The organism is Azospirillum endophyticum (assembly GCF_016595245.1).
Classification (GTDB): Bacteria; Pseudomonadota; Alphaproteobacteria; order Azospirillales; family Azospirillaceae; genus Azospirillum; species Azospirillum endophyticum.
Genome location: NZ_JAENHM010000060.1, coordinates 202392 through 228531, shown reverse-complemented (window position 1 = coordinate 228531; position 26140 = coordinate 202392). Strand labels below are relative to the sequence as shown.

The window sequence follows — 26140 nt, the reverse complement described above, 5'->3', positions numbered from 1 at the left end:
GACAAGGGCGGCGGACCAACCCGACTCCAACCAACCCAACATCCCATCCAATGAACACCGGGCATCAACCGATGAAATGGCTGAAATCGTTTCTCGTCGTCGGCCTTCTGCAGGTCGCCGCCGTCTCCTCCTCCGCCGCCTGGGCCCAGGCCGACCTGGACCGCATCAAGGCCGACGGCGTGCTGAAGATCGGTACCGAGGGCACCTATGCCCCCTTCACCTACCATGACGCCTCCGGCGCCCTCGTCGGCTTCGACGTGGAGATCGGGCGCGAGGTCGCCAAGCGCATCGGGGTGAAGGCGGAGTTCCTGGAGGGCAAGTGGGACGGCCTGATCGCCGGCCTGGACGCGCGCCGCTACGACGCGGTGATCAACCAGGTCGGCATCACCGAGGCGCGCAAGGCCAAGTATGATTTCTCCGACCCCTACATCACCAGCCGGGCCGTCCTGATCGTGCGCGGCGACAATGACCGCATCAAGAGCTTCGCCGACCTGAAGGGCAAGAAGTCGGCCCAGTCGCTGACCAGCAACTTCGGCAAGCTGGCCGAGGCGTCGGGCGCGCAGCTGGTCGGCACCGACGGCTTCGACCAGTCGATCCAGCTCGTCCTGAACGGCCGGGCCGATGCGACGGTCAACGACAGCCTGTCCTTCCTGGACTTCAAGAAGCACAAGCCCGACGCCAGCGTGAAGATTGCCGCCACCCAGGACAATGCCGACCAGTCCGGCATCATCGTCCGCAAGGGAGAGGCCAAGCTGGTCGCCGCCATCAACGAGGCGCTGGCCGCCATAAAGGCCGACGGCACCTACACGACGATCTCGCAGAAGTATTTCGGCGCCGACGTTTCCAAGTGACGGTTTCGACCTAATCTCCCGTCTCGCTTCACTGCCCGCCGCAATGCCCTCTGCCCTCTCCGGGCCGGGGGCATTGTCGTTCCATCTTCACGAGAGGCACCTTCCCCGTGCTGCACTGGCTTACCCTGATGACGGACTCGCTTCCGTCGCTGCTGTGGGCGGCGCTGGTCTTCACCGTTCCGCTGACCCTGGCCTCCTTCGCGCTGGGCCTGATCGTCGGGCTGGTGGCAGCGGTGGTCCGGCTGTTCGGGCCGGCACCGCTGGCCGCCGTCGTCCGCTTCTATGTCTGGATCATCCGCGGCACGCCGCTGCTGGTGCAGCTCTTCCTGATCTTCTACGGCCTGCCCAGCGCCGGCATCGTGCTGGACGCCTTCCCGGCCGCGCTGATCGGCTTCACGCTGAATGTCGGCGCCTACACCTCGGAGATCATCCGCGCCGTCATCGGCTCGGTGCCGAAGGGCCAGTGGGAGGCCGCCTATTCCACCGGCATGAGCTGGTCCCAGGCGATGCGGCGCACCATCCTGCCGCAGGCCGCCCGCGTCGCCGTGCCGCCGCTGTCCAACAGCTTCATCTCGCTGGTGAAGGACACCTCGCTCGCCGCCGCCATCACGGTGCCGGAGCTGTTCCAGGCGGCCCAGCGCATCGTCGCGACGACCTACGAGCCGCTGATCCTGTATGTGGAGGCGGCGTTGATCTATCTGCTGCTCAGTTCCGTGCTGTCGGCCCTGCAGGTCCGGCTGGAACGGCGGTTCGGCGAGTATGGCGGTTTCCTGGAGGCGAAGTCTTGATCCGGCTGACCAACATCGAAAAGCGCTTCGGCGACCTGACCGTGCTGAAGGGCGTGTCGGTCACGGTGGCGGAAGGCCGCGTCACCGCCTTGATCGGCCCGTCCGGCGGCGGCAAGAGCACGCTGCTCCGCTGCATCAACCTGCTGGAGATCCCGACCTCCGGCACCGTGCGCATCGGCGAGGAGGAGTTGACCTTCCACCCCGGCGGCAAACCCGGCTGGAAGGACATCCAGCGGCTGCGCAGCCAGACCGGCATGGTCTTCCAGAACTTCCAGCTCTTCCCCCACCGCACAGCAGTGGAGAATGTGATGGAAGGGCTGGTGACCGTGCAGAAATGGCCGGCCGAAAAGGCGCGCGACCGTGCCATGGCCCTGCTGCGCAAGGTCGGCATGGACCACAAGGCCGACGCCTGGCCGGCGACCCTGTCGGGCGGGCAGCAGCAGCGCGTCGCCATCGCCCGCGCACTCGCCCCGTCGCCGCGGGTGCTGCTGTGCGACGAGCCGACCTCCGCCCTCGACCCGGAGCTGTCGGGCGAGGTGGTGGAGGTGCTGGGCACGCTGGCCGCCGAGGGGACCACCATGGTGATGGCCACCCATGACCTGCGCCTCGCCTCGCGCATCGCGCATGAGGTGGTGTTCCTCGACGGCGGACATGTGGTGGAGGCCGGCCCGTCGCAGGCGCTGTTCACCCACCCCACGCGCGAGCGCACCCAGCGCTTCATCGCCACCCTGACCCAGCAGGTGCAGCAGGGGGAGGGAGTATGACGGGAGCGGAATCAAGGTGCCTTCGACCGTTCGGGCCTGACGATTGGATAGCTACCGTGCTGCCTCGCGGTCGTGTGATAAGGATTTCGATCCGACGCTGATTGTTCGATTGTCTTGATGAACGCTCAAGCTTATCCGATTTCCATCGACGTCGGACGGCGTCGGTGAGCCAGCCATCCGACGCGACATCGTCGCCCGTCTTTTCGGCCGGGGAGGGCGAGGTGGGCGCCTTCATGCGCAGCCATGACTGGGCGGCGACGCCGCTCGGTCCGCCCGAAGGCTGGCCGCAGGAGCTTCGTGCCGTGGTCCGCCTGATGCTGCGGTCGCGGCAGGCGATGTTCATCGGCTGGGGGCCGGACATCACCGTCCTGTACAACGACGCCTATCTGGACATCCTGGGACCCCGCCATCCGCAGGCGTTGGGACGGCCGATGAGGGAGGTCTGGCCCGACGCCTGGCCGCAGGTCCTCGATTTCGTCCGCCGCACCCATGACGGGCAGGCGTTGCTGCACGAAGACCTTCCGGTCCCGCTTGAACGTCGGGGAGCGGTCGAGGAGCGTCATTTCACCTTTTCCTACACGCCGATCACCGACGAGGCCGGACGGACCGGCGGCTTCCTCTGCATCGTGGCCGAAACGACGTCGGCGGTGCGGAGCCGGCGGCGCATGGCCTTCCATGCCGAGTTGGAAAGCCGGCTGCGGGACTTGACCGATCCGGTCGAGGTGGTGGCCGTAGCGGCGGAGACGCTGGGGCGTCATCTGGGCGCCGGCCGCGTCGGCTACGGCGCCATGGATGAGAGTGAGCGCTTCTTCACCACGGAGCGCAGCTGGACCGACGGCACGCTGCCGCCCCACCTCGGCACCCATGACCTGCTGGCCTTCGGCGAGCCCGTGCTGGCGACGCTGCGCAAGGGGGAGGCCCTGGTCGTCGACGATGCGGCCGGCGATCCGCGCACCGTGATGCCGGAGCTGCGGGCGGCCTTCGCCGCCCTGGAGTTTTCCGCCGTCGTCACCGCCAGCCTGGTGAAGCAGGGGCGGATGGTGGCGGCGCTCTACGTCCACTGCCGCCAGCCCAGGCATTGGCGCGACGATGAGGTGGACCTGGTCAAGGAGGTGGCGGAACGGACCTGGTCGGCGGTGGAGCGCGTGCAGGCGGAGGAGGAGGTCCGGCGCGCGAATCAGCGGCTGCATGCGGAGGGGGAGCGGTTGCGCGCCCTGTTCCGGCAGGCGCCGGGCTTCATGTATGTCTGGCGCGGACCGGACCATGTCTACGAGATGGCGAACGACGCCTATTTCGACCTGATCGGCCGCCGCGACATCATCGGCAAGCCGGCGCGCGACGCGCTGCCGGAAATCGTGGGGCAGGGATTCTTCGAACTGGCCGACCGTGTCTATGCCACGGGCGAACCCTTCGTCGGCGAAGGGATGCCGGCGCGGCTGGCCCGGCGGCCCGGCACGCCGCTGGAGGAGCGCTTCGTCACCTTCGTCTTCCAGCCGATCCGCGACGAGCAGGGCCATGTCACGGGCATGTTCGTCCAGGGCAGCGACGTCACCGGAATGAAGCGGACCGAGGAGGCGCTGCGCGAAAGCGAGCAGCGGCTGCGCATCGCCCAGGATGCCGGTGGGGTCGGCACCTTCGAGCTGCGCGCCGACGGGCTGCTGGCGGTATCTCCCGAATTCTGCCGGCTGTGGGGCATCGATGCACGTCCGCTGGTCCGTCTGGAGGATCTGGTCGCCCTGATCCATCCGGAGGACCGGCCCAACTTGAATACGCTCCGCCCCGGGCAGGTGCCGACGGACGGGCTGGGCTATGTCGAATACCGCATCGTCCGGCCCGGCAGCGGCGAGATCCGCTGGATCGCCCGGCGCGCGCAGGCGACCATGCAGACAGGGGGTGAGAGCGAGGGGGCAGCACGGATTCTCGGCGCCTGCTACGACATCACCGACCGCAGGCGTGCCGAAGATGCCCTGCGTGCACTGAACGCGACGCTGGAGCAGCGCGTGGCGGAGCGGACGGCAGACCGCGACCGCATGTGGCGGCTGTCGACCGACATCATGCTGGTGGCGCGGTTCGACGGCACGATCGCCGCGGTCAACCCGGCCTGGACCTCCGTGCTCGGCTGGCGGCAGACCGAATTGCAGGACGCGGTATTCCTTGATTTCGTCCATCCCGACGACCTCGCGGCGACGGTGACGGAGGTCGGCCGGCTGGAGACGGGCCTGACCACCATGCGGTTCGAGAACCGCTATCGCCACCGGGACGGGTCCTACCGTTGGATCTCCTGGACAGCGGTTCCGGACGAGCGCTTCATCCATGCGGTGGGGCGCGACGTGACGGCGCAGAAGGAAGCCGCCGCCGCGCTCGGCCGGGCCGAGGACCAACTGCGCCAGGCGCAGAAGATGGAGGCGGTGGGCCAGCTGACCGGCGGCGTGGCGCATGATTTCAACAACCTGCTCCAGGCGCTCAGCAGCTGCCTGACCATGATCGGCCGCCGCAGCACGCAGCCGGGATTGGCGCCGTTGCTGGAGGCCGGCATGCAGGCGGTCGACCGCGGCGCCAAGCTGGTCCAGCAGCTGATGGGGTTCGCCCGCCGCGACAGCCTGCGCCCGGAGCCGATCGACGTGCGCGAGCGGGTTCACGGGATGGCCGGCCTGCTGGAACGTGCCTTGCGCGCCGACATCCGGCTGGAGACCCGCTTCGCCCCCGGCCTCCGCCCCATCGAGGTGGATCCGACCCAGTTCGAGCTGGCGCTGATCAACATGGCGGTGAACGCGCGCGACGCGATGCCCCAGGGCGGTACGCTGACCATCGAAGCGGACAACGAGACTCTCGGCCCCGGCAATGCGTCAGGGCTTGAGGGGGAATTCCTGCGGCTGACGGTCGGCGACACCGGAACCGGCATGGCGCCGGAGGTGGTGGCGAAGGCCTTCGATCCCTTCTTCACCACCAAGGAGGTCGGCAAGGGGTCCGGCCTCGGCCTGGCGCAGGTCTATGGGCTGGCGCGGCAGGCGGGGGGCACCGTCTGGATCGAAAGCCGGCCGGGCGAGGGTACCCGCATCGTCCTGCTGCTGCGCGCTTCGGAGAGCCTGCCCCGCGCACCGGCCGTCGGCACCGACGCCGCCGCCCCAGGCGTCGCGGGGATGCGCGTGCTGATGGTGGAGGACGATCCGGTCGTCGCGTCCTCCGTCGCGGCGGCGCTGGAGGATGCCGGCTGGACCGTGCTGCGCGCCGGCACGGCCGACGAGGCGCTGCCGCTGCTGGCCGGAGACGAGCGGATCGACCTGCTCTTCTCCGACGTGGTGATGCCGGGCCGGCTGAGCGGCATCGATCTCGGCCGCGAGGCCGGCATCCTGCGCCCCGGACTGCCGGTGCTGCTGACCACCGGCTACAGCGAGGACGTGGCCCGCACCGGGGGCATCCCGGTACTGTCGAAGCCTTACCGGATCGACACCCTGCTGCAGGAACTGCACAAGGCGGTGGCCGCCGCAGCACCGGCCGGCGCGGGCGGCGGCGGCCATGGCGGGGGTAGTGGGGGATGATCGCCGGCGCTACCGGGACGGCTGGGAAACCGTACCGGGCCCGCTTGCCTTCATCGCGCGGGCCAGCACGTCGAAGATGCGCGGATCACCCATCTGGGCGACGTTGAAGCGCATATAGCCGGATGCCGACCGGGAGACGCTGAAGACGTCGCCGGGAGCGAGCACGACGGACTCGCGCAGGGCGGCGCGTGCCACTTCGGCGGCGTCCCGGCCGTCCGGCAGGCTGCACCACAGATAGAAACCGCCGCGCGGCATCAGCCAGGGCCGCAGGCCAAGCGCTTCGAGCCTGGCCGCGGTTTCGCGCCGAACCCGTGCCAGCCGCCGGCGAAGGCCGTCGAGATGCTTGCGGTAGCTGCCGTCGTTCAAGGTCGCGTGGACGAGTTCGGCCGCGACCGGGCTCGGACCGCCGAAATTCGTCGCGACCTGGAGGTCGACCAGCGCCTCCACCCAGTCCGGCCGGGCCGCGATGTAGCCGCAGCGGATCGAGGCGGAAAGCGTCTTGGAGAAGCTGCCGATCCGGATGACCCGGTCCAGTCCGTCGAGGGTCGCCAGCCGTGGCGACGGCTCCGGTTCGAAGTCGGCGAAGATGTCGTCCTCGACGATGGTGAAGTCATGGGCGGTGAGGTCGTGGGCGGCCGCGGCGCAGAGGATCTGGTGGGCCGTCTGCGGCGACAGCGTGGCGCCGGTCGGGTTGTGGAGCGCCGAATTGGTGATGTAGAGGCGCGGTCGATGCGCCGACAGCAGCCGGGCGAACAGGGCGGCGTCCGGGCCGGTCCGGCCATAGGGCACGCCGACCGCCCGGGCCTGATGGGCGCGCAGCAGGGCCTGGAAATTGAAGTAGCAGGGATCGTCGACCAGCACCGTGTCGCCGGGCCGCAGCAGGAAGCGGCAGATCAGGTCGATCGCCTGGGTTCCGGAATTGGTCAGCAGGATCTGATCGGCAGCCGCCGCGATCCCCTCGTCCGCGAACCGCCGCGCCAGCAGCCGGCGCAAGGGGAGGGATCCGCGCGTGCCGCCATAATCCGCCAGCAGGCCGTCATCCGCATGGGCGAGATGGCGGATCGCCCGGCGGATCGCCGCGTTCGGCATCCAGTCGGCCGGCAGCCATCCGCATCCTGGCTTCAGCATGTCCGGCCCCGCATCGAGCGACTGCCGCGACACCCAGAAAGGATCGATCGCGCGGTCGAGCCTCGGCTCCGCCTCGGCCAGGGCGAGCGGTGGCACGGCGCCGGAAACATAGAAGCCCGATCCCGGTCGGGAGCGGATCACGCCTTCGGCCGCCAGCCGGTCATAGGCTTCCACCACGGTCGACGGCGACACCCCCATGGTGGTGGCGAAGCTGCGGATCGAAGGCAGCTTCTCCCCGGGAGACAGCGCGCGGCTCGCCATCCTGCGGCGGATCGCGTCCATCACGTCTCCGGTGCGCGTTCCCATCCCGCTCGTCCCCGCCCTGCCTGTCATGGCCTGTGTCGATAGCAAGTGTACTGCTTTGGAGTCCAGTACAGTTCGGTGAAATTGTATGGGACTGTCGCTGTCGCCGCCAAGGCCCGGCGCTTTAGGATCGCGGCAGAATGATCGGATTGCCGGGAAGGAAGACGGGATGCAAAGGTCGACAGCGGGGTGGGGCAGCGGGTTTGTCGGCGTGCTCATCTTCAGCGGTTCGCTGCCGGCGACGCGCGTCGCGGTCGGCGGTTTCAGCCCGTTGTTCCTGACCGCGGCGCGGGCGGTGATCGCCGCCGCCTTGGCGGCGGCACTGCTGGCGCTGCTGCGGCAGGCCCGGCCGGCGCGCCGCGACCTCCCCTCGCTCGCCATCGTGGCGCTCGGTGTCGTCGCCGGCTTTCCCCTACTGACCGCGCTGGCGCTCCAGCACATCACCTCGGCGCAGTCGATGGTCTTCATCGGCCTCCTGCCGCTCGCCACCGCCCTGTTCGGCGTGCTGCGGGGACGGGAGCGGCCACGGCCCGCCTTCTGGCTGTTCGCGACGGGGGGAAGCCTCACCGTCGCCGGCTTCGCCCTATGGCAGGGCGGTGGCGCGTCATTGGCCGGCGATCTCCTGATGGTTTTGGCGATCCTGCTCTGCGGGCTCGGCTATGCCGAGGGGGCGACCCTGTCGCGCCGGCTCGGCGGCTGGCAGGTGATCTCCTGGGCGCTCGTGCTGGCGTTGCCGGCGATGGCGGCGGCGGCGCTGGCGACGATGCCGGACGATTGGACCGGCATCGCCGTCCCGGCCTGGGTCGGGCTGGGGTATGTCTCGGTGTTCAGCATGCTGGTGGGATTCTTCTTCTGGTATCGCGGGCTGGCGCTCGGCGGCATCGCCGGCGTCGGGCAACTGCAGCTTCTCCAGCCCGCCTTCGGCCTGATCCTGGCGGGGCTGCTGCTGCGCGAGCCGGTCGCCTGGACGATGATCGCCGCGGCCGGCCTCGTCGTGCTGTGCGTCGCGGGGGCGAAGAAGTTCGCCTGAGCGGCGTGGCTACGCCAATCCGCGGGCCTGGAGTCCGGCCATCAGGACGATGACGGCCAGCAGGGCCAGGACGGTGGCCAGCCCGATCGGCAGGGCGCGGCGGTAGATCGCCCCCTCCGCCCGCTCCAGCCCGACCAGACCGGCGGCGAGCACGATGCGGCCGGGGGTGAGCATGGTGCAGATGCTCCCCGAAACGGTCTGGATCGCCGCGATCAGGATGGGCGGCAGGCCGCTTTCGGCGGCAAGGCTCAGCTGGATGTTCATCATCAGGGCGTTGGAGGCGGTGTTGGAGCCGGTCAGCATCCCGGCGGCGGCGCCGAAGACCGGGCTGGCGAGCACGGCGAAGGGGCCCGCCACCGCGCGCCAGGCGTCGCCGAACATCGCCGCCCCGCCGGAGGCAGCCATGAAGGTGGCGAACTCGACGAAGACCAGCGTCGCCGCCATCGGCACCAGGGCGGCGCGAAGGGCGCCCAGGACCAGGGTCCGGGCACCGGCGCCCGGCAGGCCGGACAGCAGGATGCCGGAAATCAGCACCAGCCATGTCGCCGGATGGCGCAGCACGGCCAGCGGGGCGAGGCCGCCGAATGGGTCCAGCACCAGCCACCGCCCGGTCCAGTCCGACAGCGGCGGCAGCAGGCGGGTCGCCATCAGCCCGGCGATCAGCAACCCGTAGGGCCAGAGCAGCCCGGCGAGCCTGCGGATATCGGCGCCGCTGCGCAGCAGGCGCGGCCCCTCGACCGCGAGCAGCAGGACGGCGGTCGCCAGCCCGCCGCCGAGCTCGGGGGCGACGAAAACGTTGGTCAGCCAGATCAGCCCGGCGAGGCAGAGGAGGAGGGCGGCGTCGGACGCGCGCTCGCGCAGGCTCGACCGCAGCCCGCAGGACCGGATCAGCCCCCAGAACACCGGGAGAAGGCAGGGCAGCACGACGGCCATCAGCAGGGCGCTGGCCGTTCCGAGTTCGGTGAAGGACACGCCGATCAGCTCGGCCCCGACCCGGCTGCCGACCCCCATGGCGCCCCAGGCGGCCAGGACCTGGCTGAACAGTCCGAGGGCGGCGGACTGGACCGGCGGCAGCCCGAGATGGCGCAGCATGGCGAGGGCCACGACCAGCCCGACGCCGAACCCGGTCACCGATTCCGCGAAGGGACCGACCAGGAAGCAGGCGACGAAGACGGCGCGCCGGCGGTTTTCCTGCACGACCGCCGCCGGACGGATGCCGCGCGCCTCGAAGGAGCGGTGGAACAGCAGGCCGGCGGCGATGATCGACATCGCGTGCCACGCGAGCCACGCTCCTTCCCCCGCCTTGACCGCCGCCATGCCCAGCGCCGGACCGACCGACGGCTGCGCCACGATCATCGGGGTGACCATGGTGGCGAACGCCAGCGCCATGCCGGCGATCCCGGCCGACAGCAGGCTGACACGGCGGGAAGCGAGCAGCAGGATCGTGCCGACGAGCGGCATCATATGGAAGGCGAGGGTCATGTTCGGGCAGACACGGGGCCGGAGGGAGAATGCCGGCGCGCAGCGTGGCCGGGGCCATTGGATACTAGTATATCTGAGGCAGTGCAATCTTTCCGCGCCCTGTCGGGCTCGCCTGCGTCACTGCGCGTCGGCACGCGGCCGATAAATCCAGGCCGTCCACGGGCCGGTCAGTCAAAGAGGATATGGAATCCGATCCGAAAAAGCGATTGCTGCGCGGCGATATACTTTAAAAATACGGGCCGGAAAATGAAAAACAGGCACGCCTCGAATCACAAAAACAATAAAAACCGGACCATGCTCGCGATGGTCATTGAGAATCTTTGTGGGGATTACCATTTGTAAACGACGGTAATCACTCCAGGCTTGTGCATTTTTCGGGGATTGCGGGCTCAAGACTCTTCCTGGCGTGACTCGATCGGACGGCACGGCCGCCCTCATCGCCGCGAAACCGGCCTTATCGGAGACCATCCCATGAATGCCAGGACAAGGCTTGCCTTCTTCATTCTGAAAACCCATGCCGGCTGGATCGTCCGGGCGGATGGGTTCGTCTATCCTCCCTGCGCCGACAAAGCCGACGCGCTCGCCAAAGCCATTCGCGAAGCAAAGGCGGCGGAGCGGCTTGGCTTCGCCAGCGTGGTGCTGGCCCAATCGGCTCCGGGAGAAAGCTGCACCGTCTGCTGGTGCTGTGCGGGGAGCGGCGGCGCGTCGCCAGCGGTCGGGGAAACCTCGTATCCGGCGGTTCCGGCCATGGCAGGCGCTTTGCCGCCCATTCCGCAACCGGAGGAACGGCCATGACGCCCGCGTTCCAGTCCATCGAGGGTCGGCGCCCCGATGGTGCCGACGTGCTGCGTGAACAGCTGCGCTGGACGACCGCCGAACGCCGCTGGCGTCGGGCGCCGCATGGGATATCGGCCGACCGGCTTCCCCCTGCCTTTTCGCCGCCGGGCCGTACCGGCCTGCAGCGGGGCGCCGTGTTGACCCGTCTCACCATGGCCTGCGCCGCCGGCGCGGCCGCCATCAAGGAACAGTGACCTCATGAGCCTTTCAGCCCATTACATCGTGTCGTGCCGAACGGACGGCTGGTTCATCGGGTTCGAGGGGGAGCGCTACGGCCCCTTTCCCAACGGACGGGTCGGCGCCCTCATCGCCGCGGTGCAGGCCGCCAACCATGCAGGAAAGGACGGCCACGACGCCCGCGTGTCGCTGCGGACGGCGAAGGGCGGCACCGACACCGTCTGGGTCTTCGGAACGGACAGCTATCCGTCTCCCTGGGTGGAGGATTTGCATCGGATCGCGCAGCTGCCGCCAACGCGCGGCCGCACCGGTGCCCTCGTCCGTTCCATGGCGCTCGATGCCAAGGCTTCGGACACCCCGGCGGCCGGCCGCGCGTGACCCCCGGCCTGATCCCGGCGCGGGCACGGATCAGGCGGTCACCTCGTCCGTCCAGACCCGGAATTCCGTCAGCGTGTTGGGGCCGAAGGTGTGGGTGAGCGGCACGTCGGCGGCGTCGCGGCCCTGCGCGATCAGGATGCGGCCGATCCGCGGAGCGTTGTTGCGCGGGTCGAAGACATGCCAGCGTCCGCCGAGATAGACCTCCATCCAGGCGGCGAAATCCATCGGCGCATAGGGCGGCGGCAGGCCGATGTCGCTGATGTAGCCGGTGCAGTAGCGCGCGGGAATGTTCATGGCGCGGCAGAAGGCGATGGCGAGATGGGCGTAGTCTCGGCAGACCCCATGCTTTTCGGCATAGGTCTGCGCCGCGGTCCTCGTCGGGCGCGAATGCTCGTAGCCGAAGGTCACGTGGCTGTGAACGAAGTCGCAGATCGCCTGCACCCGCGCCCAGCCCGGCGGCGTGCCCGCGAACAGCCGCCATGCCTCGTCCGACAGCACGTCGGTCTCGCAATAGCGGCTGCCCAGCAGGAACAGCAGCACATCGGCCGGCAACTCGTCCACCCGGTGCTGGACGGCACCGGGTTCGAACGGATCATGCGCCCCGCTGTCCCGGATGATGCTGTCGGCACCGATGGTGACGAGACCGGCGGGCGCGACCAGCCGGCTGCACCAGTTGCCGAAGCTGTCGCGGTAGCCCTGGATCGGCACCGGTACGTTGGTGACGATGTGGTCGGGCCTCTCCAGGTCGCCGACGCGCGTGTAATGCACGTTCAGCATCACGATCATGGGCGTCGGGGCGGGAAAGCTGAAGTTCAGCTGGTAACCCAGGCGTATGCGCATGAGGGCCCTCCGATGAGAAAGCGTGCCGGCGACGGCGCGTGACGGTGCCGACCCTTGGTTGGAGGGGATCGGGGAACGGGCTATGGCCTCATGTTCGGCGATCGGATCGCTTCGGACCGGGTCCGATCCCGCACGATCCGATCTCATTGACCACGCAGGCTTATTTGAACACGCGGGACAGGGCGCCGTCGATAGCCGCGACGATGCGGTCGATGTCGTCGGCGCCGGCGATCAGCGCCGGGCTGAGGCACAGCGTGTTGTTCAGGCCGGGCAGCGAGCGGTTGGTGGCGCCGATGATGACACCGTTCGCCATGCAGTCGGCGACGACCGCCTGCACCAGCCTCTCCTCCGCCGGTTCCTTGCTGGCCCGGTCCTGCACCAGTTCGACGCCGCAGAACAGCCCCTTGCCGCGCACGTCGCCGACGGCGCGATGACGCTCCGCCAGCTCCCACAGGCCGGAGAGCAGCCGCTCGCCCATCCCTTGCGTGTTGGCGAGGAGATTCTCCTCCTCGATGATGCGCATGTTCTCCAGCGCCGCCGCCGGGCCGGCGACGCAGCCGCCGAAGGTCGAGATGTCGCGGAAGAACGACATCGGGTCGGCCGGATCGTCCTTGAACAGCTCGAAGATCCGCTCGGTCGTCACCGTGCAGGAGATCGCGGCATAGCCGGACGCCACCCCCTTCGCCATGGTGACGAAGTCCGGCTGCACGCCGTAATGCTGGTAGCCGAACCAGGTGCCGGTGCGCCCGAGGCCGCAGACCACCTCGTCGATGTGCAGGAGTACCTCGTGGCGGCGGCAGATGTCCTGCACCTTCTCCCAATAGCCCTTGGGCGGGGTGATGACGCCACCGCCGGCGGTGATCGGCTCCAGGCACAGGGCGCCGACGGTGTCCGGCCCCTCGCGCAGGATCACCGCCTCGATGGCATCGGCGGCCAGTTCGCCGTAATTCTCCACCGCGCCGTACTGGCTGCGGTATTCCAGGCAATGCGGCACCTCGACGAAGCCGTCGGGAAAGGGGCCGAACTGGGCGCGGCGCTGCGCCTGTCCCGCCGCCGCCAGGGTGCCGAGGGTGGTGCCGTGATAGTCGCGCTCGCGGTAGAGGATCTTGGACTTGGCGCCGCCATGGTGCCGGTGCGCGATCTGGCGCACCATCTTGAACACCTTCTCGTTCGCCTCCGAGCCGGAGTTGGAATAATAGACCCGGCTCATCCCCGGCATCTTGGCGATCAGCTTCTCGGCGAAGCGGGCGCCGGCGATCGACCCGGCGGAATTGGCGAAATAGTTCAGCTTGACCAGCTGGTCGCGCACCGCGTCGGCGATGCTGGCCCGGCCATAGCCGACATTGACCGTCCACACCCCGCCAGACACCGCGTCGAGATACTCGCGCCCGGTGGCATCCCACACCCGCATCCCCTTGCCTTCGACGAAGATGCGCGGATCGGTCGTCTCGAACCCCTTGTGCTGGGTCAGATGGTGCCAGACATGGGCGCGGTCGGCCTCGATCACGTGCCGGATGTCGTTGACGCGTGACTCGTCGTTCCGAAGGACGTCATCCATCGGTCATCTCCTCGGGTGGGATGCGGGTGTGGTTTAAGGAAGCGTCAGGGCAATCGCATTCGGCAAATTCGATCCGGTGCCGGGGAAACCCGTCATTCCCGCGAAGGCGGGAATCCAGCCATCTCAGCCGCTTTGCACGAGAGTTTCCTGGAACCCCGCCTTCGCGAGGATGACGGAAGTCCCGTCATGGGAATTTTGCTTTCAAATGCGATTGCCCCGGGGAAGCGTCAGGCAGGCGTGTCGCGGTGGATCTTGAACGGCGACCAGGATTGGCTCACCGGCATGATTTCCACGCTGTTGATGTTGACGTGCGGCGGCAGCGAGACCACCCAGCGCACCGTCTCGGCGATGTCCTCGGGCTGCAGCGGATCGGCCCCGGCATAGAGCGCGTCGTAGGCGGCCTTGTTGCCGCCGGTGCGGACCAGGGTGAACTCGCTTTCCGACAGGCCGGGCTCGATGGAGGTGACGCGCACCCCTTGGGCCGACAGGTCGGAGCGCAGGCCGAGCGAGAACTGCTTCACGAAGGCCTTGGTGCCGCCATAGACGTTGCCGCCGGGGTAGGGCCAGTTGGAGGCGACGGAGGCGAGGTTGACGATCAGCCCGCGCTGCGCGATCAGCCGGTCCAGCAGCAGCCGGGTGATGGTCACCAGACCGGTGACGTTGGTGTCGATCATCGTCCGCCACTGCTCCAGGTCGCTGTCCTGCGCGGCCCCGGTGCCCAGCGCCAACCCGGCATTGTTGACCAGGACCGAGATGTCGGCGAACGCCGCCGGCAGGGAGTCCAGGGCGGCGCGGGTCGCCTCCTCGTCGCGGATGTCGAAGCACAGCGGATGGACGACGTCCGGCCCGCCCAGCGCCTCGACCAGGGCGTCCAGCCGGTCCCGGCGCCGGCCGGTGGCGACGATCCGCCAGCCTTCCGCGACCAGCCGCCGGGCGATGGCGTCGCCGAAACCGGAGGTGGCGCCGGTGACGATGGCGGTCTTCGGAGCGAAGGTTTTCGGGGCGAAGTTCGACATTCTGCGATGTGTCCTCATGACGGAGTGTAGCTCAGGCCCAGCGTGACGGCGGTCTGGATCAGGCCCGCCACCGCCACGGCGACCAGACCCCCGGAGGCCAGCCGCCGCCAGCCGTCGAAGCTGAGGCGGGCGGCCAGCATCCGGCCGGCGGCGAAGCCGGCGAGCGTGGGAGCCGTATAGGCCGCCAGCAGCCCGACCACGCCGGGGTCGATCGCCCCCACCATAGCACGGCCGGCGAGGCTGAGCGCGTCGACCGCGCCGAAGAACACCGCCAGCGTGCCCTTGATCGTCCGGCGGTCCCGCCCACCGGCCAGCAGCCACGCCGCGATCAGCGGCCCGCCGACGGCGAAGGCGGCCAGCAGCACGCCGACGACGAAGGCGATGCCGGCGCCGATCGCCCGGTGCCGCAGCCAGGGCGGCGGCTCGCGCACCAGGGCGACGCAGGCCGCCACGAAGACGGTCGCCGCGATCAGCACCCGCGAGGTCCCGTCGTCGAGCCCGGCGGCGATCAGGCTGCCGCACAGTGCGCCGGCGAAGCCCATCGCCAGCAGCAGCCCCGCCACCGCCCAGTCGACCGCCGCCTGTCCGCGGTCCAGCAGCAGGAATCCGGTCAGCAGCAGGTCGCTGACCAGGATGAAGGGGATGCCGGCGGCGGGCGAGGGCAGGACCAGCAGCCCCAGCGCCGCGATCAGGGCGTATCCGAACCCCGTCACCCCGCGGAAGGCGGCGGCGAGGAAAGTGACGCCTCCGAAGAGGATCATCGACATCGGAGCGATCGACATCTGGCTTGCGACCTTCCCGGCGTCAGACCTTGCCCTTCCAGGGCACCAAGCGGCGTTCGAGCCAGCGCATGCCGAATTCGAACAGAGTGGCGAAGGCGCCGATCACGAAGATGCCCATCAGCACGATGTCGGTGCGCAGGAAGTTGGAGGCGTTCAGCACCATCTGCCCGATCCCGGTGGAGGCGGCGACCATCTCGGCGGCGACCAGCGTCGTCCAGCCCACCCCCATGCCGATGCGCAGGCCGACCAGGATGTCGGGCAGGGCCGCCGGCAGCACCACATGCACCACCACCTGCCAGCGGCTGGCGCCCAGCGCGCGGGCGGCGTTGACCTGATCGGCCGCCGCCGCCGACACGCCGGCCCGGGCGGCCAGCGCCACCGGGGCGAAGCAGGCGAAGAAGATCAGCAGGATCTTCGACGTCTCGCCGATGCCGAACCAGATGATGACCAGCGGCAGGTAGGCCAGTGGCGGCAGCGGCCGGTAGAACTCGATGAAGGGGTCGAGCGCCGCGCGCAGGGCCGGGCTGAGCCCGGTCGCCAGCCCCACCGGGATGCCGACCAGGGCGGCCAGCACGAAGGCGCTGACCACGCGCAGCAGGCTCATGGCGATGTGTTCGGCCAGCGGGGCCCCGTCGATCCGCCCGTCCACCGCGTCGAGGAAGGCTTGGAAGACCGTTCCGATCTTCGGCAGGAACAGCGGCTTCACCACGCCCTGGCTCGTCAGCGCCGCCCACAGGGCCAGGGCCGCCAGGACGGCCGCCATGCTGATCAGCGCCGGCTGGGACCGGAAGCCCTGCATCCGGCGGCGCAGCCGGCCCAGCGGCACCAGCCCGGTGGGAATGCCGGCAAGGCCCGTGCTCAGGCCCTTGGCGGATTGCGGCCGTTCGGTAGCGGTGGGTTTCATGCGGCTTCTCCTGTGGCGGCGGCGCTGCCGCTGTCGCTGCGGTCATGCCCTTGCTCGCTTCGCTCGTGGATGAAGCCCAGCACCCGCTCGCGCATGGCGATGAAGTCGGGGGAGGATTTGACCGTCCGCGCGTCCTGCCCGGCCAGGAAACGCCGGCTGAACTCCAGCGGGATCGTTTCGGCGATCCGTCCGGGGCGCGGGGTCATGATGACCAGCTTGGTGGCGAGGAAGATCGCCTCCTCCACCTCGTGAGTGATGAAGAAGGCCATCTTCCGCGTCTCCGCCCAAACCCGCAGGATCAGCTCCTGGATCTGTTCGCGGGTGAAGGCGTCGAGCGCGCCCAGCGGTTCGTCCATCAGCAGCATGCGCGGGTCGGCGGCCAGCGCGCGGGCGATGCCGACGCGCTGCTGCATGCCGCCCGACAGCTCGTAGATCCGCTTGTCGGCGGAGGACGCCAGCCCGACCAGCTCCAGCATGTTGCGGGCGCGCCGGGTGCGTTCCGCCTTGCCCATGCCCTGCATCTTCAGGCCGAAGGCGACGTTGTCGACCACGCTCAGCCAGGGCATCAGGGCGTGGCGCTGGAACACCACGCCGCGGTCGGCCCCCGGCCCGGTGACCGGCTTGCCGTCCAGCAGGATTTCCCCGTCTGTCGGCGGCAGGAAGCCGGCGATGCAGGACAGCAGGGTCGTCTTGCCGCAGCCCGACGCGCCGAGCGCCACCACGAACTCCCCCGGTTCGATGGTCAGATCGACCCAGGACAGGGCGACGGTGGCGCTCTCCCCGCCGCCATACTGGACGCTGACATTGCGGACTTCGAGCATGGCTGGCTTCCCGGCTTGAGGGGAGGTGGGTGGGTGGACTAGGGCCATCGCTTTTCCGGTTCGAGCGATGACGGTCCGCTTCGGAAGCCCTTCTCCCCCTGCGGGAGAAGGGTTGGGATGAGGGGGAAGACGGCTGAAAGCCGTCGGAAGTATTGGATTTGCAACCCCTCACCCCAACCCCTCTCCCGCAGGGGGAGAGGGGCTTTGGCCTAGAATAAACCTCGAATGCGATTACCCTGGAACTGCCCAATTACTTGGCCGCAGCCTTGACCACGTCGGCGGTGACGAAGGGGCCGTAATCGGGGGCCAGTTCGGTGACGCGGCCCTGGCTCTTCAGGAACTCGGCGGTCGATTTCAGCGCTTCGGCGGCGCCACCGCCCAGCCACTCCTTGGACGCCTGCTCCTCCAGGGTCGGGAAGCGGTAGGCGGCCAGACCGTCCGGCACGTCGGCCGGGGCGGCGCCCGTCCATTTGGCGATGGCGGCGGCTTGCGGCGACGTCGCGGTCCAGCCGTCGCCGGTCTTGGCGTAATCGGCGTCGGCGGCGGCCAGCAGCTTCACGAAGGTCGTCATGAAGTCGGGGTTGGCGGCCATGAAGGCCTTGGTGGCGATGATGCCGTCGAAGGTCGCCTTGCCCTTCTTGGCGAAATCGCCGGCGCTGGCGATGACGGTACCGTTTTTCTTCGCCGTGGTCAGGACCGGCGCCCAGATGAAGGTGGCGTCGATGTCGCCGCGCTCCCACGCCGCGGCGATCTCCGGCGGGCGCATGTTCAATAGCTTGACGTCCTTGCCCGACAGCCCGGCCTCCTGCAGCGCGTACATCAGCTGGTAGTGGGAGGTGGAGACGAAGGGAACCGCGACCGTCTTGCCCTTCAGGTCGGCGATGGACTTGATGCCGCTGCCGTTGCGGACGACCAGCTGTTCGGCGTTGGCGATGTCGTCGAGGATCCAGAACAGCGTGATGGGAAGCCCCTGCGAGGCCGCTGCGGCGATGGGGGAGGATCCGGCCTCGCCGATGTCGACGTTGCCCGACGACATGGCGCGGATGACATCGCCGCCGCCGCCGAACTTGACCCACTTCACGGCATAGCCGGTCTTCTTCTCGAGATCCCCGCTTTCCATCAGGACGCGGATGGGGGTCATCATGTCCTGATAGGCGAAGGTGACGGTCTTCTCCGCGGCAACGGCCGGGGCGGCGGTGCCGAACAGCGCGCCGATGGCGACGAAGGCGGTGGCGAGCAGGGTCTTGCTGAAGGTCATGGCGGGTCTCCGTCCAGGCCGATCGATCCGATGCGGCCATTGGACCCGTCCTCGTCTCCCGCCGAAAGGTCCAGATCCCCCCGGTTTGCGGCGGGCACTGGTCCAGCGTCCGTTGCGCTGCCGCATCCCGCGCCATGTGGCGCCCCTTTGGGCAAACGCCCGCCCGTTCATCGCCGCACCCGTCATGCCGCCGGGGTTTCGGGCCTCCGCCGGCCGGCACCCTTCTTGCTATTCCGCATACCGGGGCAGGCAGGCATCACGCGATGGCCAGGAGAAGAAGGACGGTTGCACCATGCAGATCGACACCGCCTGGCGGCTTCTTTTCGGCACGATGGAGCGCGACCCGCAGGGGTTGAGCGCGCGTGTCCGCGGCATCGTCGCGGAAGCCATCGAGACCGGCCTGCTGGCGCCCGACATGCGGGTCCCGTCGAGCCGCAGCCTCGCCGAGGCGTTGGGCATTTCGCGCAACACCGTCAACGCCGCCTACCAGACCCTGATCGACGACGGCCTGCTGGTCTCGCGCGAGCGCAGCGGCTGCTTCGTCGCGTCATCGGACGACCGGCCGGCGTCGGGGCCGGCGGATGCCCGACATGGCGATGCCCAGGCCGCGGCGGACAGGGCCGGCGGCTGGGCGGCGCGCTTCGCCATCCGGCCGTCGCGGCTGCCGCAGATCACCAAGCCGCGCGACTGGATGGACTATCCCTATCCCTTCCTGTTCGGGCAGTTCGATCCCAGCCTGTTCCCCACCAACCCGTGGCGGGAGAGCGTCAAGGCGGCCTCCAGCGTGCAGGAGATCACCCGCTGGGCCCGCGACATGATCGACGACGACGATCCCGACCTGCTCGACCAACTGCGCCACAAGGTGCTGCCCCGGCGCGGCATCTTCGCCGGTCCAGGGGAGATCATCGTCACCATCGGCTCGCAGCATGCGCTGTCGATGCTGGTCCAGCTGCTGGTGGGCCGCGACACGCCGGTCGGCATCGAGAATCCGGGTTATCCCGACATGCGCCACATGGTCGGCATGGCGACCGCCGACATGCGGCCTCTGACCTGCGACGGCTTCGGCGTCGTGCCCGACGCGGTGTTCGCCGGGCGGCGGGTCGCCTTCGTGACGGTGGGGCACCAATGCCCGACCACGGCGGTCATGCCGGTCGGGCGGCGGCGCGAATTGCTGGAGTCCGCCTGCCGCCACGATGTCGTGCTGGTCGAGGACGATTACGAATCCGACCTGTCGGTCGAGGGCGATGCCGACCTGCCCTGCCTGAAGAGCCTCGACCGGGCGGACCGCGTCATCTACACCGGCAGCTTCTCCAAGATCCTGGCGCCGGGCCTGCGCATCGGCTACGTCGTGGCGCCCAAGCCGGTGATCGACGAGCTGCGCGTCCTGCGCCGTCTGATGCTGCGCCACCCGCCGACCAACAACCAGCGCAGCCTCGCCACCTTCATCCAGCTCGGCCATTACCGCCAGCATCTGCGCCGGACCGCCGCCGTGCTGGAGGAGCGGGCCGGGCGGATCGCCGACCTGCTGCCCGAGTGCCTGCCCGGCTTCCGCTTCCGCCGGGATTTCGGCGCCAAGAGCTTCTGGATCGAAGGTCCGCCCGGCCTGGACAGCCGCGACCTCGTCCGCAAAGCGCGCGAGCAGGGCGTCCTGATCGAGGCCGGCGACATCTTCTTCCTCGACCCCGCCGAGGGGCGCCGGTATTTCCGCCTCGGCTTCACCTCCATCGCCACCCACCGGATCGAACCGGGTTTGCGGCGATTGGGGGCGGTGCTGCGGAGCGGGGCGGCCTAGATTCGATGCCGGGGATCGGGGCAGGTCGCCTTTGACAGGATCGGTTCGGTGGTGCAACCATTCGTGTCAGCGTTGCCGTCGATCTTGCGACGCTCCACGGATCAGAAAGCACCCTTGATGAAGTTCCGCGTGTTGTCCGGTGCCGGCCTTATCCTGTTGTCGGCAGCAATGCCCGCGGCTGCAGCGGGTGCGGATACCCCCTCGAAGCCGATGGCAGTGAGCTGCACCGTCCTGCTGCCTCCGGCGCCAGTTCCGGGCTTGCCCGGAACGCTGCGCATGGTGGAGAAACTGACGGTTCCGCCCGGCTCCGACGCCCATCGTCACAAGCACGACATCGACGAGATGATGGAGGTGGTGAGTGGAAGCGGCCGTCTGTCGATCGACGGCAAGCCCGACGTCGTGCTCAAGCCCGGGGTCGTGGTGGAGATAGCGCCGGGCAAGCTTCACCAGCAGCACAACGACAGCGACGCCGAGCCGCTTATTTATACCGCCACCTTCATCGGCAAGGCGGGTGCGCATATGCTCACCCGTTATACCGGCGAGCGGGATCGGACCGCGGGCTGTCCGCACAGCTTGCCGAAGACGTGACATGGCTGGATCCGGCTAGAGCGAGGCTCCGCCGCAGACCAGGATCTGCTGCCCGGTGATGGCGGCGGCGGAGTCCGACAGCAGGAAGGCGGTCAGCGCCGCAACCTCCTCCGGCTTGACGAAGCGGCCGATCGGCGGGAGCTTCGGCGGCAGGCCGGTGCGGTTCGGGTCCTTCAGCATCGGGGTATCGGTCGCTCCCGGCGCCACCACATTCACCGTGATGCCGCGCGGCGCCAGTTCGAGCGCCCAGGAACGGGCGAGGCCGACCATCGCCGCCTTGGTCGCCGCATACTGGCCGCGGCCGGCGGCGCCCTGGGCGGTGCGGCTGCCGATCAGGACGACGCGGCCACCGTTTGCGCTGCCTTCCGGCATCCGCGGAACCACATGCTCGACAAGCTGCGTCGCGGCCTCGACATGCAGGCGCCACATCGCTTTTGCGTCCTCCCCGGCCAGCTCGCCGAGCTTGCCGACGCGCATGACACCGGCGGCATGGACCAGCGCATCGACCGGCGGCAGTCCGGCAAGGGCATCGGCCAGGGAGGCCGGTGCCATCAGGTCGGCGGCCGTGAAGCGCAGATGCGGGTGGGCGATGGCGGGGGCCGACCGGCTCATCCCCTCGACCAGCCAGCCCTCCTGCAACAGCCGCTCGGCGATGGCGGCGCCGATGCCCGAACTGACACCGGTCACCAGGGCGCGCCGTTGCCGCAGATCCGTGTTCATCTCGGCGATCCTCCGTCAGGCCACGGTCAGCGCGATGCGGCCGAGGCCGGGGAAGTCGGCGACGGCGCGGCTTCCGGGCTTGATGAAGAGGGTGCCGGTGCAGGACCCGGTGGTCACCGTGTCCCCGGCATGCAGCCCGCCGAACGGCCGGGCACCGACATTGGCGAGCCACGCCAGCAGGCGGATCGGGTCGCCGGCCTTGTTGCCGCCCACCACCTCGATCCTGCGCTCGCCGTCGATGTCCAACGTCAGGGGCTGGCTCACCGGATCGATGCGGCGCCAGTCGGCAGCAGCCGGACCGACGATCAGCGCTCCGTGATTGGCCTGATCGGCCAGCGAGGCGAGCGGACCCTGCGAGCCGTATCCGGCGAAGCGGGTATCGCAGATCTCGAAGGCCGGATGGACGGAGCCGATGGCGTCCAGCACCTCCTCCCGCGTCCACGGTTCGTCACGGGCCGGCAGGTCGCTCTTCAGGCGGTAGGCGATCTCCGCCTCGATTCCGATGACGCGGAACATGCTGGCCGGCAGCGTCCCGGTCTCGAAGAACAGCGTCTCGGCATGGATGGGGGCGCTGGACGGCTCGGCGTCGGGAGCGGAGGCGCCGACCTTCCAGGCGGTGACGGGGCCGATGCGGCGGGCGACTTCCGTCTGGATGGCGTAGGCGCCGGCCTTGTCGGCGGGCGTCGCCGCGGGGGGCAGCGCTTCGAGCGGGCGGTTGTCGCGGCGTGCGGCGAGCAGCGCCGCAGCGGCCTCACGAACGGCCTCGGCGGTCATGGTCATGGGACAAGTCCCCGGAAAATGAGGAATAGAGCGGGCGGGGACGCCGGCTGACGCCCCCATCGCCGGTCAGCGGCCGCCGCCCACCCAGTCGGGCGAGACGCGGCTGTATTTGATGGCCTGCCGGAAATAGGTGAAGGCGACATGCAGGTCGCCATCCGCCGTCTGGGTGACCGACGGATAGGAGAATTCCCGGTTCAGGCTGTCCTTGGAATTGTTGGTCATGCAGTAGCCGTCGCCGACCTCCAGGTTCCGGCGCAGTGGCCAGGTCACCCCGCCATCCTCCGACAGGGCCAGCGTCAGCGGCGCGCGGGGCGCGCCCCAGAAAGCCTTGCGGGCCGGCGCCTGCGCCGGAGGGGCGGCGACCGCCGCGGCAGCGCCGCCGGCCGGAACATCGTCCTCGATCTCGTCATAGAGCGAGGCGCGGCGCTCGGTGGCGTTTTCCGCACTGGATTCGTTGAAGACGATGGCGAGCCGGCCGTCGGCCAGCGCCGTCACCTGGATGGAGGAGTTGTTGTTGGGCAGCTCGGTCGGAACGGGCGCGCTCCACGTCCGGCCATTGTCGGTGGAGACGCTGCGATAGACATGGTCGGCCCAGCGGCTGCGGTAGAAGGCGGCCAGCGTGCCGTTGCGCAGGGGAACCACGCTCATGTGGACGCAGCCGACGCTGCCCGGCACCGCATGCTCGGTCCAGCTTTCGCCGCGGTCGCTGGAGATGCGCACCGCGCTGGTGTCGTTGTCGCCCACCCATTTCTCGCCCGGCGTGCCGTGGCAGAGGAAGGTCGGCAGCAGCCAGTCGCCGTTCGGCAGCACCACCACCGGCTGGCGGATGAAGATGCCGTCGCCATTCGTCCCTTCGAACAGGGTGCGGATCGGACCCCAGCTGTGCCCATGGTCGGCGGAGTTGCGGCAGCGGACGACGGCGGTGTCCTGGTTGCCGGAGATTTGCGCGGTGTAGAACAGCCACAGCGTGCCGTCCGGCGCGGGGAACAGCACCGGATTCTGTTCCGAGCGGGTCGGGTCGTCCGACAGCTTGACCGGGTCGGTCCAGCGCTCGCTGCCTTTGGCCAGCCGCGAGAAGTAGATCGAGATGTCGGGAATGCCTTCCTGGGTGCCGCCGAACCAGACGCAGCCGAGATCGCCGTTGCCGAGCACGGCGATGTTGGCGGCGTGGTTCTGCACGCAGGGCGACGGCAGATAGGAATCGCGGCGCCCGGTGTCTCCTTCCGTGGGCGCGATGCGCCCGCGGTCGGTGGTGGAGGGCAGGCGGGAGGATGTGATGGTCGAGGATGTGGTCATGGCGGTCACATGAAAACTGGGGCAGGGGGGCGGAGCGTCATCGTGCGTCGGCTTGCGGAGGGGCTGCGACCATCGCCGGGGCGCTGCGGCCGCGGACCAGCCGCTCCACCGCCATCACCAGCATCGGCGTCAGCAGGGCGACATACATGTTGTCGATGCCGTAGGGGTTGCCCATCACGTACCAGACGGTGGTGCTGACGGTGGCGCCCAGCAGGCCCAGCGTGGCGCCGAGGTTGCTGGCGAACAGCGGCAGGAAGAAGCCGATCATCGCGACGACCGTGATCGACAGGCGCAGCGCCCGGGTGAAGAAGGACAGCTTCAGGATTTCCGGCACGAAGAAGACGAAGATCAGCGGCAGGAAGCCGATGATCAGCGACAGGATGCGGGTGGTGCGGAATTCCTGTTCCGGCGTCGGCTTCTTCCACGGCACGTAGAAGTCACGCACCGCCAGCGAGGCGATGGCGAGCGCCACGGTGCTGACGCTGACGAAGACCGAGGCGACGAGCGAGGTGGTGACGACGGCGGCCATCAGCGGATGCATGGCGTCGAGGAACACCGGCAGCGCGTAGAGGCTCTTCATGTCGGGATGGAGGTAATGGGCGGTGACGCCGATCAGCGCCAGCATGATGCCGAGCGGCAGGCAGAAGATGGCGGCGTAGAAGGCGGAGCGCTGGGCTTCGCCGGCGCTGCGGTTGGACGAGATCGCCTGGATGACGAATTGGGTGGAGAAGATGGCGCCGACGGTGCCGATGACCCAGGCGAAGATCGTCGGCAGGCCGATGGTGCCGTCGATGGTGAAGTAGTGGGCCGGCAGCTTCTCGACCATCGGGCCGATGCCGCCGCTGAGCGACAGGGCGGTGCCCAGCAGCAGGGCGATGCCGATGAGCTTGATGGCGCTGTGCAGGACGGTGACGTAGGCGATGCCCTTCAGCCCGCCGAACACGTAGTAGAAGGTGCTGACCACCGCGATGATGACCATCGCCCAGGTCAGGTTGAGGTTCATCACCGTGGACAGCGCCGCGGCACCGCTGATGTAATTGCCGACATTCACCAGCAGCAGCGCATACATCATGATGATCGACACCGTCCGCATGGTGGAGGTGCCGTAATACTTCGCGATGGCGGCGGAGATGGTGTATTCGCCCGAGCCGTAGATGCGCTTGGCGAAGAACAGGCCGAACAGCAGGAAGCCGATCGAGGCGCCGAGCACCGACCAGGCCGACGCCATGCCGGAGCTGAAGGCCTCCTGCGCGGTGCCGACGGTGGACTTGGCGCCGATGAATTCGGACATCAGCAGCACGCCGACGACCGCCGCCGGCATCGACCGCGCGGCGTTCATGAACTCGCCGTTGTTGCGGCTGCGCAGCCGGATCGTCAGCCAGGAGGTGAAGAGGATGTAGAGGACGACGATCCCCAGGATGAGCGCACTTTCTCCACTGGTGAAATGGTTCATGGACGGGTCTCCCTAACGGGCGGATGGATCCGCCTTCAGTGTTGTTCAGGGCGGTGTTGTTCGGGGATTTGGCGCCGGCCTTGTATCGTCACGGCGCCATGCGGCGTGGAACAGCGTCACACCGCTTCGGCATAGCGGGCCGCGATGGCCTTGACCTGGGCGTCGACCTCGTCGGCGATCAGCACCGGGGCGCGGCTGAATCCGACCTCCGGCATGGCGCTGCGGAGCGCGCGCTTGACCATCGCCGGCGGGAAGCCCAGCGCGTAGAGCTCCTTGCGGAGCGTGCTGAAATGGGACTGGTGCGCCTCGGCCGCGGCGGCGTCGCCGGCCACGAAGGCGGCGTGGATGCCGTTGAGCGTCACCGGCGCGATGTTGCCGAGGCCGGAGATGCAGCCGGCGGCACCGTTGCGCAGGCCGTGCAGCACCAGCGAATCCGGGCCGACCAGCACGTCGAAATCGTCACGGCCGCGCGCGACGGCGAGGAAGCCGTCCAGGCTCTCCTGCGAGCCGGCGCTGTCCTTGATGCCGATGATGTTCGGGTGGTCGGCCAGGATGCGGGCGGTCTCCGGCTCCAGCGTGTTCCCGGTGCGGGCGGGGATGTTGTAGAGATAGACCGGAACCGTCAGCGCGTCGGCGACGCGGCGGTAATGCTCCACCAGTTCGGCCTGGGAACAGGCGATGAAGGACGGGGTGATGGCGGAGACCGCCTTGACGCCCAGCTTCTCGACCGCCTTGCCCAGCGCGATGGTCTGGTGGGTGGAGATCTCGCCGATATGGGCCAGCACCGGCACCTTGCCGGCGGCGGCCTCGACGCAGGTCTCCGCCACCGCCAGCTTCTCGTCGAAGGACAGGGCGTAGAATTCGCCGTTGGTACCGGCGCAGAAGACGCCGTTGCCGGCGGACGCCTGCCGCTTCACCTGCCGTCGCAGCGCTGCGATTTCGACGCGCTCGTCGTCGTCGAAGGGGGTGACGATCGCGACGAAGGGTCCGCCGATCTTGGGGCCGCTGGTGTTGCTCATGAACTTTGACCTTTCAACGAACGGGATGGGTGTCGC

The 26140-nt window shown here is 68.9% G+C and carries 25 protein-coding genes; 10 read left to right on the top strand and 15 right to left on the bottom strand.

Going from position 1 to position 26140, the window contains the following annotated elements:
• The first annotated feature begins 71 nt into the window (after nucleotides 1–71).
• The 4 genes from JHL17_RS22405 to JHL17_RS22390 all read left to right on the top strand — a co-directional run bounded on the left by JHL17_RS22405 (nucleotide 72) and on the right by JHL17_RS22390 (nucleotide 5942).
• A complete protein-coding gene (locus JHL17_RS22405) occupies nucleotides 72–851 on the top strand; it encodes an amino acid ABC transporter substrate-binding protein (RefSeq protein ID WP_200196549.1) in 780 nt (259 codons plus the stop codon).
• A gap of 128 nt (nucleotides 852–979) precedes the next feature.
• The gene (locus tag JHL17_RS22400) at nucleotides 980–1639 is read left to right on the top strand and encodes an amino acid ABC transporter permease (protein ID WP_211113518.1); all 660 of its coding nucleotides are present in this window, start codon (nucleotides 980–982) and stop codon (nucleotides 1637–1639) included.
• Entirely contained in the window at nucleotides 1636–2403 is a 768-nt protein-coding gene (locus JHL17_RS22395; protein ID WP_200196544.1) for an amino acid ABC transporter ATP-binding protein, read from the top strand. The genes JHL17_RS22400 and JHL17_RS22395 overlap by 4 nt, the downstream gene beginning before the upstream one ends.
• 164 nt (nucleotides 2404–2567) lie before the next feature.
• Complete coding sequence (locus JHL17_RS22390; RefSeq protein ID WP_200196542.1) at nucleotides 2568–5942, top strand: PAS domain S-box protein; 3375 nt, start codon at nucleotides 2568–2570, stop codon at nucleotides 5940–5942.
• Nucleotides 5943–5951: 9 nt separating this feature from the next.
• Here the strand turns inward: JHL17_RS22390 and JHL17_RS22385 are convergent, their stop codons facing one another.
• Entirely contained in the window at nucleotides 5952–7376 is a 1425-nt protein-coding gene (locus JHL17_RS22385; RefSeq protein ID WP_200196540.1) for an aminotransferase-like domain-containing protein, read from the bottom strand.
• Between the two features lie 208 nt (nucleotides 7377–7584).
• Here JHL17_RS22385 and JHL17_RS22380 point away from each other — a divergent pair, with 208 nt between their 5' ends.
• On the top strand, nucleotides 7585–8403 hold the full coding sequence (locus JHL17_RS22380; RefSeq protein WP_486598859.1) for a DMT family transporter: 819 nt from the start codon (nucleotides 7585–7587) through the stop codon (nucleotides 8401–8403).
• A 9-nt stretch (nucleotides 8404–8412) separates the two neighbouring features.
• Here JHL17_RS22380 and JHL17_RS22375 read toward each other — a convergent pair whose 3' ends face one another.
• Nucleotides 8413–9885, bottom strand: a complete 1473-nt coding sequence (locus JHL17_RS22375; RefSeq protein ID WP_200196536.1) for an L-lactate permease — start codon at nucleotides 9883–9885, stop codon at nucleotides 8413–8415.
• 171 nt (nucleotides 9886–10056) lie between these two features.
• Nucleotides 10057–10278 carry a hypothetical protein gene (locus tag JHL17_RS22370; RefSeq protein WP_200196534.1) on the bottom strand — a complete coding sequence of 74 codons (222 nt, stop codon included), beginning with the start codon at nucleotides 10276–10278 and terminating at the stop codon, nucleotides 10057–10059.
• Between the two features lie 78 nt (nucleotides 10279–10356).
• Between JHL17_RS22370 and JHL17_RS22365 the strand changes: the two genes are divergently transcribed.
• The 3 genes from JHL17_RS22365 to JHL17_RS22355 are packed head-to-tail and all read left to right on the top strand — an operon-like array spanning nucleotide 10357 to nucleotide 11277.
• The gene (locus JHL17_RS22365; RefSeq protein ID WP_200196532.1) at nucleotides 10357–10680 is read left to right on the top strand and encodes a hypothetical protein; all 324 of its coding nucleotides are present in this window, start codon (nucleotides 10357–10359) and stop codon (nucleotides 10678–10680) included.
• Complete coding sequence (locus tag JHL17_RS22360) at nucleotides 10677–10916, top strand: hypothetical protein (RefSeq protein ID WP_200196530.1); 240 nt, start codon at nucleotides 10677–10679, stop codon at nucleotides 10914–10916. The genes JHL17_RS22365 and JHL17_RS22360 overlap by 4 nt, the downstream gene beginning before the upstream one ends.
• Nucleotides 10917–10920: 4 nt before the next feature.
• On the top strand, nucleotides 10921–11277 hold the full coding sequence (locus tag JHL17_RS22355) for a hypothetical protein (protein ID WP_200196528.1): 357 nt from the start codon (nucleotides 10921–10923) through the stop codon (nucleotides 11275–11277).
• A gap of 30 nt (nucleotides 11278–11307) precedes the next feature.
• Here JHL17_RS22355 and JHL17_RS22350 read toward each other — a convergent pair whose 3' ends face one another.
• The 7 genes from JHL17_RS22350 to tauA all read right to left on the bottom strand — a co-directional run bounded on the left by JHL17_RS22350 (nucleotide 11308) and on the right by tauA (nucleotide 18456).
• Nucleotides 11308–12117 carry a transglutaminase-like domain-containing protein gene (locus JHL17_RS22350; protein ID WP_200196526.1) on the bottom strand — a complete coding sequence of 270 codons (810 nt, stop codon included), beginning with the start codon at nucleotides 12115–12117 and terminating at the stop codon, nucleotides 11308–11310.
• Nucleotides 12118–12277: 160 nt separating this feature from the next.
• The gene (locus JHL17_RS22345) at nucleotides 12278–13675 is read right to left on the bottom strand and encodes an aminotransferase family protein (protein ID WP_200196524.1); all 1398 of its coding nucleotides are present in this window, start codon (nucleotides 13673–13675) and stop codon (nucleotides 12278–12280) included.
• A gap of 227 nt (nucleotides 13676–13902) precedes the next feature.
• A complete protein-coding gene (locus JHL17_RS22340; protein ID WP_200196522.1) occupies nucleotides 13903–14691 on the bottom strand; it encodes an SDR family NAD(P)-dependent oxidoreductase in 789 nt (262 codons plus the stop codon).
• A gap of 14 nt (nucleotides 14692–14705) precedes the next feature.
• Entirely contained in the window at nucleotides 14706–15473 is a 768-nt protein-coding gene (locus JHL17_RS22335; protein WP_200196520.1) for a sulfite exporter TauE/SafE family protein, read from the bottom strand.
• A gap of 22 nt (nucleotides 15474–15495) precedes the next feature.
• Complete coding sequence (locus JHL17_RS22330) at nucleotides 15496–16377, bottom strand: ABC transporter permease subunit (RefSeq protein WP_247893732.1); 882 nt, start codon at nucleotides 16375–16377, stop codon at nucleotides 15496–15498.
• Complete coding sequence (gene tauB, locus JHL17_RS22325; protein ID WP_200196518.1) at nucleotides 16374–17198, bottom strand: taurine ABC transporter ATP-binding subunit; 825 nt, start codon at nucleotides 17196–17198, stop codon at nucleotides 16374–16376. The genes JHL17_RS22330 and tauB overlap by 4 nt, the downstream gene beginning before the upstream one ends.
• Before the next feature lie 250 nt (nucleotides 17199–17448).
• On the bottom strand, nucleotides 17449–18456 hold the full coding sequence (gene tauA, locus JHL17_RS22320; RefSeq protein WP_200196516.1) for a taurine ABC transporter substrate-binding protein: 1008 nt from the start codon (nucleotides 18454–18456) through the stop codon (nucleotides 17449–17451).
• Nucleotides 18457–18748: 292 nt separating this feature from the next.
• Here tauA and JHL17_RS22315 point away from each other — a divergent pair, with 292 nt between their 5' ends.
• Entirely contained in the window at nucleotides 18749–20248 is a 1500-nt protein-coding gene (locus JHL17_RS22315; RefSeq protein WP_211113517.1) for an aminotransferase-like domain-containing protein, read from the top strand.
• 117 nt (nucleotides 20249–20365) lie between these two features.
• Nucleotides 20366–20836 (top strand): cupin domain-containing protein, encoded by a 471-nt coding sequence (locus tag JHL17_RS22310; protein ID WP_200196514.1) that lies wholly within the window; start codon nucleotides 20366–20368, stop codon nucleotides 20834–20836.
• 15 nt (nucleotides 20837–20851) lie between these two features.
• Here the strand turns inward: JHL17_RS22310 and JHL17_RS22305 are convergent, their stop codons facing one another.
• From JHL17_RS22305 to JHL17_RS22285, 5 genes are all read right to left on the bottom strand, one after another.
• Nucleotides 20852–21556, bottom strand: a complete 705-nt coding sequence (locus tag JHL17_RS22305; RefSeq protein ID WP_200196512.1) for an SDR family NAD(P)-dependent oxidoreductase — start codon at nucleotides 21554–21556, stop codon at nucleotides 20852–20854.
• 15 nt (nucleotides 21557–21571) lie between these two features.
• Nucleotides 21572–22336, bottom strand: a complete 765-nt coding sequence (locus tag JHL17_RS22300; protein ID WP_200196510.1) for a 2-keto-4-pentenoate hydratase — start codon at nucleotides 22334–22336, stop codon at nucleotides 21572–21574.
• Nucleotides 22337–22402: 66 nt separating this feature from the next.
• On the bottom strand, nucleotides 22403–23632 hold the full coding sequence (locus JHL17_RS22295; protein ID WP_211113516.1) for a sialidase family protein: 1230 nt from the start codon (nucleotides 23630–23632) through the stop codon (nucleotides 22403–22405).
• A 37-nt stretch (nucleotides 23633–23669) separates the two neighbouring features.
• The gene (locus JHL17_RS22290; protein WP_200196507.1) at nucleotides 23670–25085 is read right to left on the bottom strand and encodes a sodium:solute symporter family protein; all 1416 of its coding nucleotides are present in this window, start codon (nucleotides 25083–25085) and stop codon (nucleotides 23670–23672) included.
• 116 nt (nucleotides 25086–25201) lie between these two features.
• Nucleotides 25202–26104 (bottom strand): dihydrodipicolinate synthase family protein, encoded by a 903-nt coding sequence (locus tag JHL17_RS22285; protein WP_200196506.1) that lies wholly within the window; start codon nucleotides 26102–26104, stop codon nucleotides 25202–25204.
• Between the last annotated feature and the right edge of the window lie 36 nt (nucleotides 26105–26140).

What these genes read in the sequence shown, in the direction of transcription:
- JHL17_RS22305 (WP_200196512.1), bottom strand. Translation starts at nt 21,556, where the DNA reads ATGAACACGGATCTGCGGCAACGGCGCGCCCTGGTGACCGGTGTCAGT.
- JHL17_RS22385 (WP_200196540.1), bottom strand. Translation starts at nt 7,376, where the DNA reads ATGGGAACGCGCACCGGAGACGTGATGGACGCGATCCGCCGCAGGATG.
- JHL17_RS22315 (WP_211113517.1), top strand. Translation starts at nt 18,749, where the DNA reads ATGCAGATCGACACCGCCTGGCGGCTTCTTTTCGGCACGATGGAGCGC.
- JHL17_RS22290 (WP_200196507.1), bottom strand. Translation starts at nt 25,085, where the DNA reads ATGAACCATTTCACCAGTGGAGAAAGTGCGCTCATCCTGGGGATCGTC.
- JHL17_RS22295 (WP_211113516.1), bottom strand. Translation starts at nt 23,632, where the DNA reads ATGACCACATCCTCGACCATCACATCCTCCCGCCTGCCCTCCACCACC.
- JHL17_RS22345 (WP_200196524.1), bottom strand. Translation starts at nt 13,675, where the DNA reads ATGGATGACGTCCTTCGGAACGACGAGTCACGCGTCAACGACATCCGG.
- JHL17_RS22335 (WP_200196520.1), bottom strand. Translation starts at nt 15,473, where the DNA reads ATGTCGATCGCTCCGATGTCGATGATCCTCTTCGGAGGCGTCACTTTC.
- JHL17_RS22400 (WP_211113518.1), top strand. Translation starts at nt 980, where the DNA reads ATGACGGACTCGCTTCCGTCGCTGCTGTGGGCGGCGCTGGTCTTCACC.
- JHL17_RS22310 (WP_200196514.1), top strand. Translation starts at nt 20,366, where the DNA reads ATGAAGTTCCGCGTGTTGTCCGGTGCCGGCCTTATCCTGTTGTCGGCA.
- JHL17_RS22285 (WP_200196506.1), bottom strand. Translation starts at nt 26,104, where the DNA reads ATGAGCAACACCAGCGGCCCCAAGATCGGCGGACCCTTCGTCGCGATC.
- JHL17_RS22360 (WP_200196530.1), top strand. Translation starts at nt 10,677, where the DNA reads ATGACGCCCGCGTTCCAGTCCATCGAGGGTCGGCGCCCCGATGGTGCC.
- tauA (WP_200196516.1), bottom strand. Translation starts at nt 18,456, where the DNA reads ATGACCTTCAGCAAGACCCTGCTCGCCACCGCCTTCGTCGCCATCGGC.
- JHL17_RS22300 (WP_200196510.1), bottom strand. Translation starts at nt 22,336, where the DNA reads ATGACCATGACCGCCGAGGCCGTTCGTGAGGCCGCTGCGGCGCTGCTC.
- JHL17_RS22375 (WP_200196536.1), bottom strand. Translation starts at nt 9,885, where the DNA reads ATGACCCTCGCCTTCCATATGATGCCGCTCGTCGGCACGATCCTGCTG.
- JHL17_RS22350 (WP_200196526.1), bottom strand. Translation starts at nt 12,117, where the DNA reads ATGCGCATACGCCTGGGTTACCAGCTGAACTTCAGCTTTCCCGCCCCG.
- JHL17_RS22365 (WP_200196532.1), top strand. Translation starts at nt 10,357, where the DNA reads ATGAATGCCAGGACAAGGCTTGCCTTCTTCATTCTGAAAACCCATGCC.
- tauB (WP_200196518.1), bottom strand. Translation starts at nt 17,198, where the DNA reads ATGCTCGAAGTCCGCAATGTCAGCGTCCAGTATGGCGGCGGGGAGAGC.
- JHL17_RS22330 (WP_247893732.1), bottom strand. Translation starts at nt 16,377, where the DNA reads ATGAAACCCACCGCTACCGAACGGCCGCAATCCGCCAAGGGCCTGAGC.
- JHL17_RS22355 (WP_200196528.1), top strand. Translation starts at nt 10,921, where the DNA reads ATGAGCCTTTCAGCCCATTACATCGTGTCGTGCCGAACGGACGGCTGG.
- JHL17_RS22405 (WP_200196549.1), top strand. Translation starts at nt 72, where the DNA reads ATGAAATGGCTGAAATCGTTTCTCGTCGTCGGCCTTCTGCAGGTCGCC.
- JHL17_RS22340 (WP_200196522.1), bottom strand. Translation starts at nt 14,691, where the DNA reads ATGTCGAACTTCGCCCCGAAAACCTTCGCTCCGAAGACCGCCATCGTC.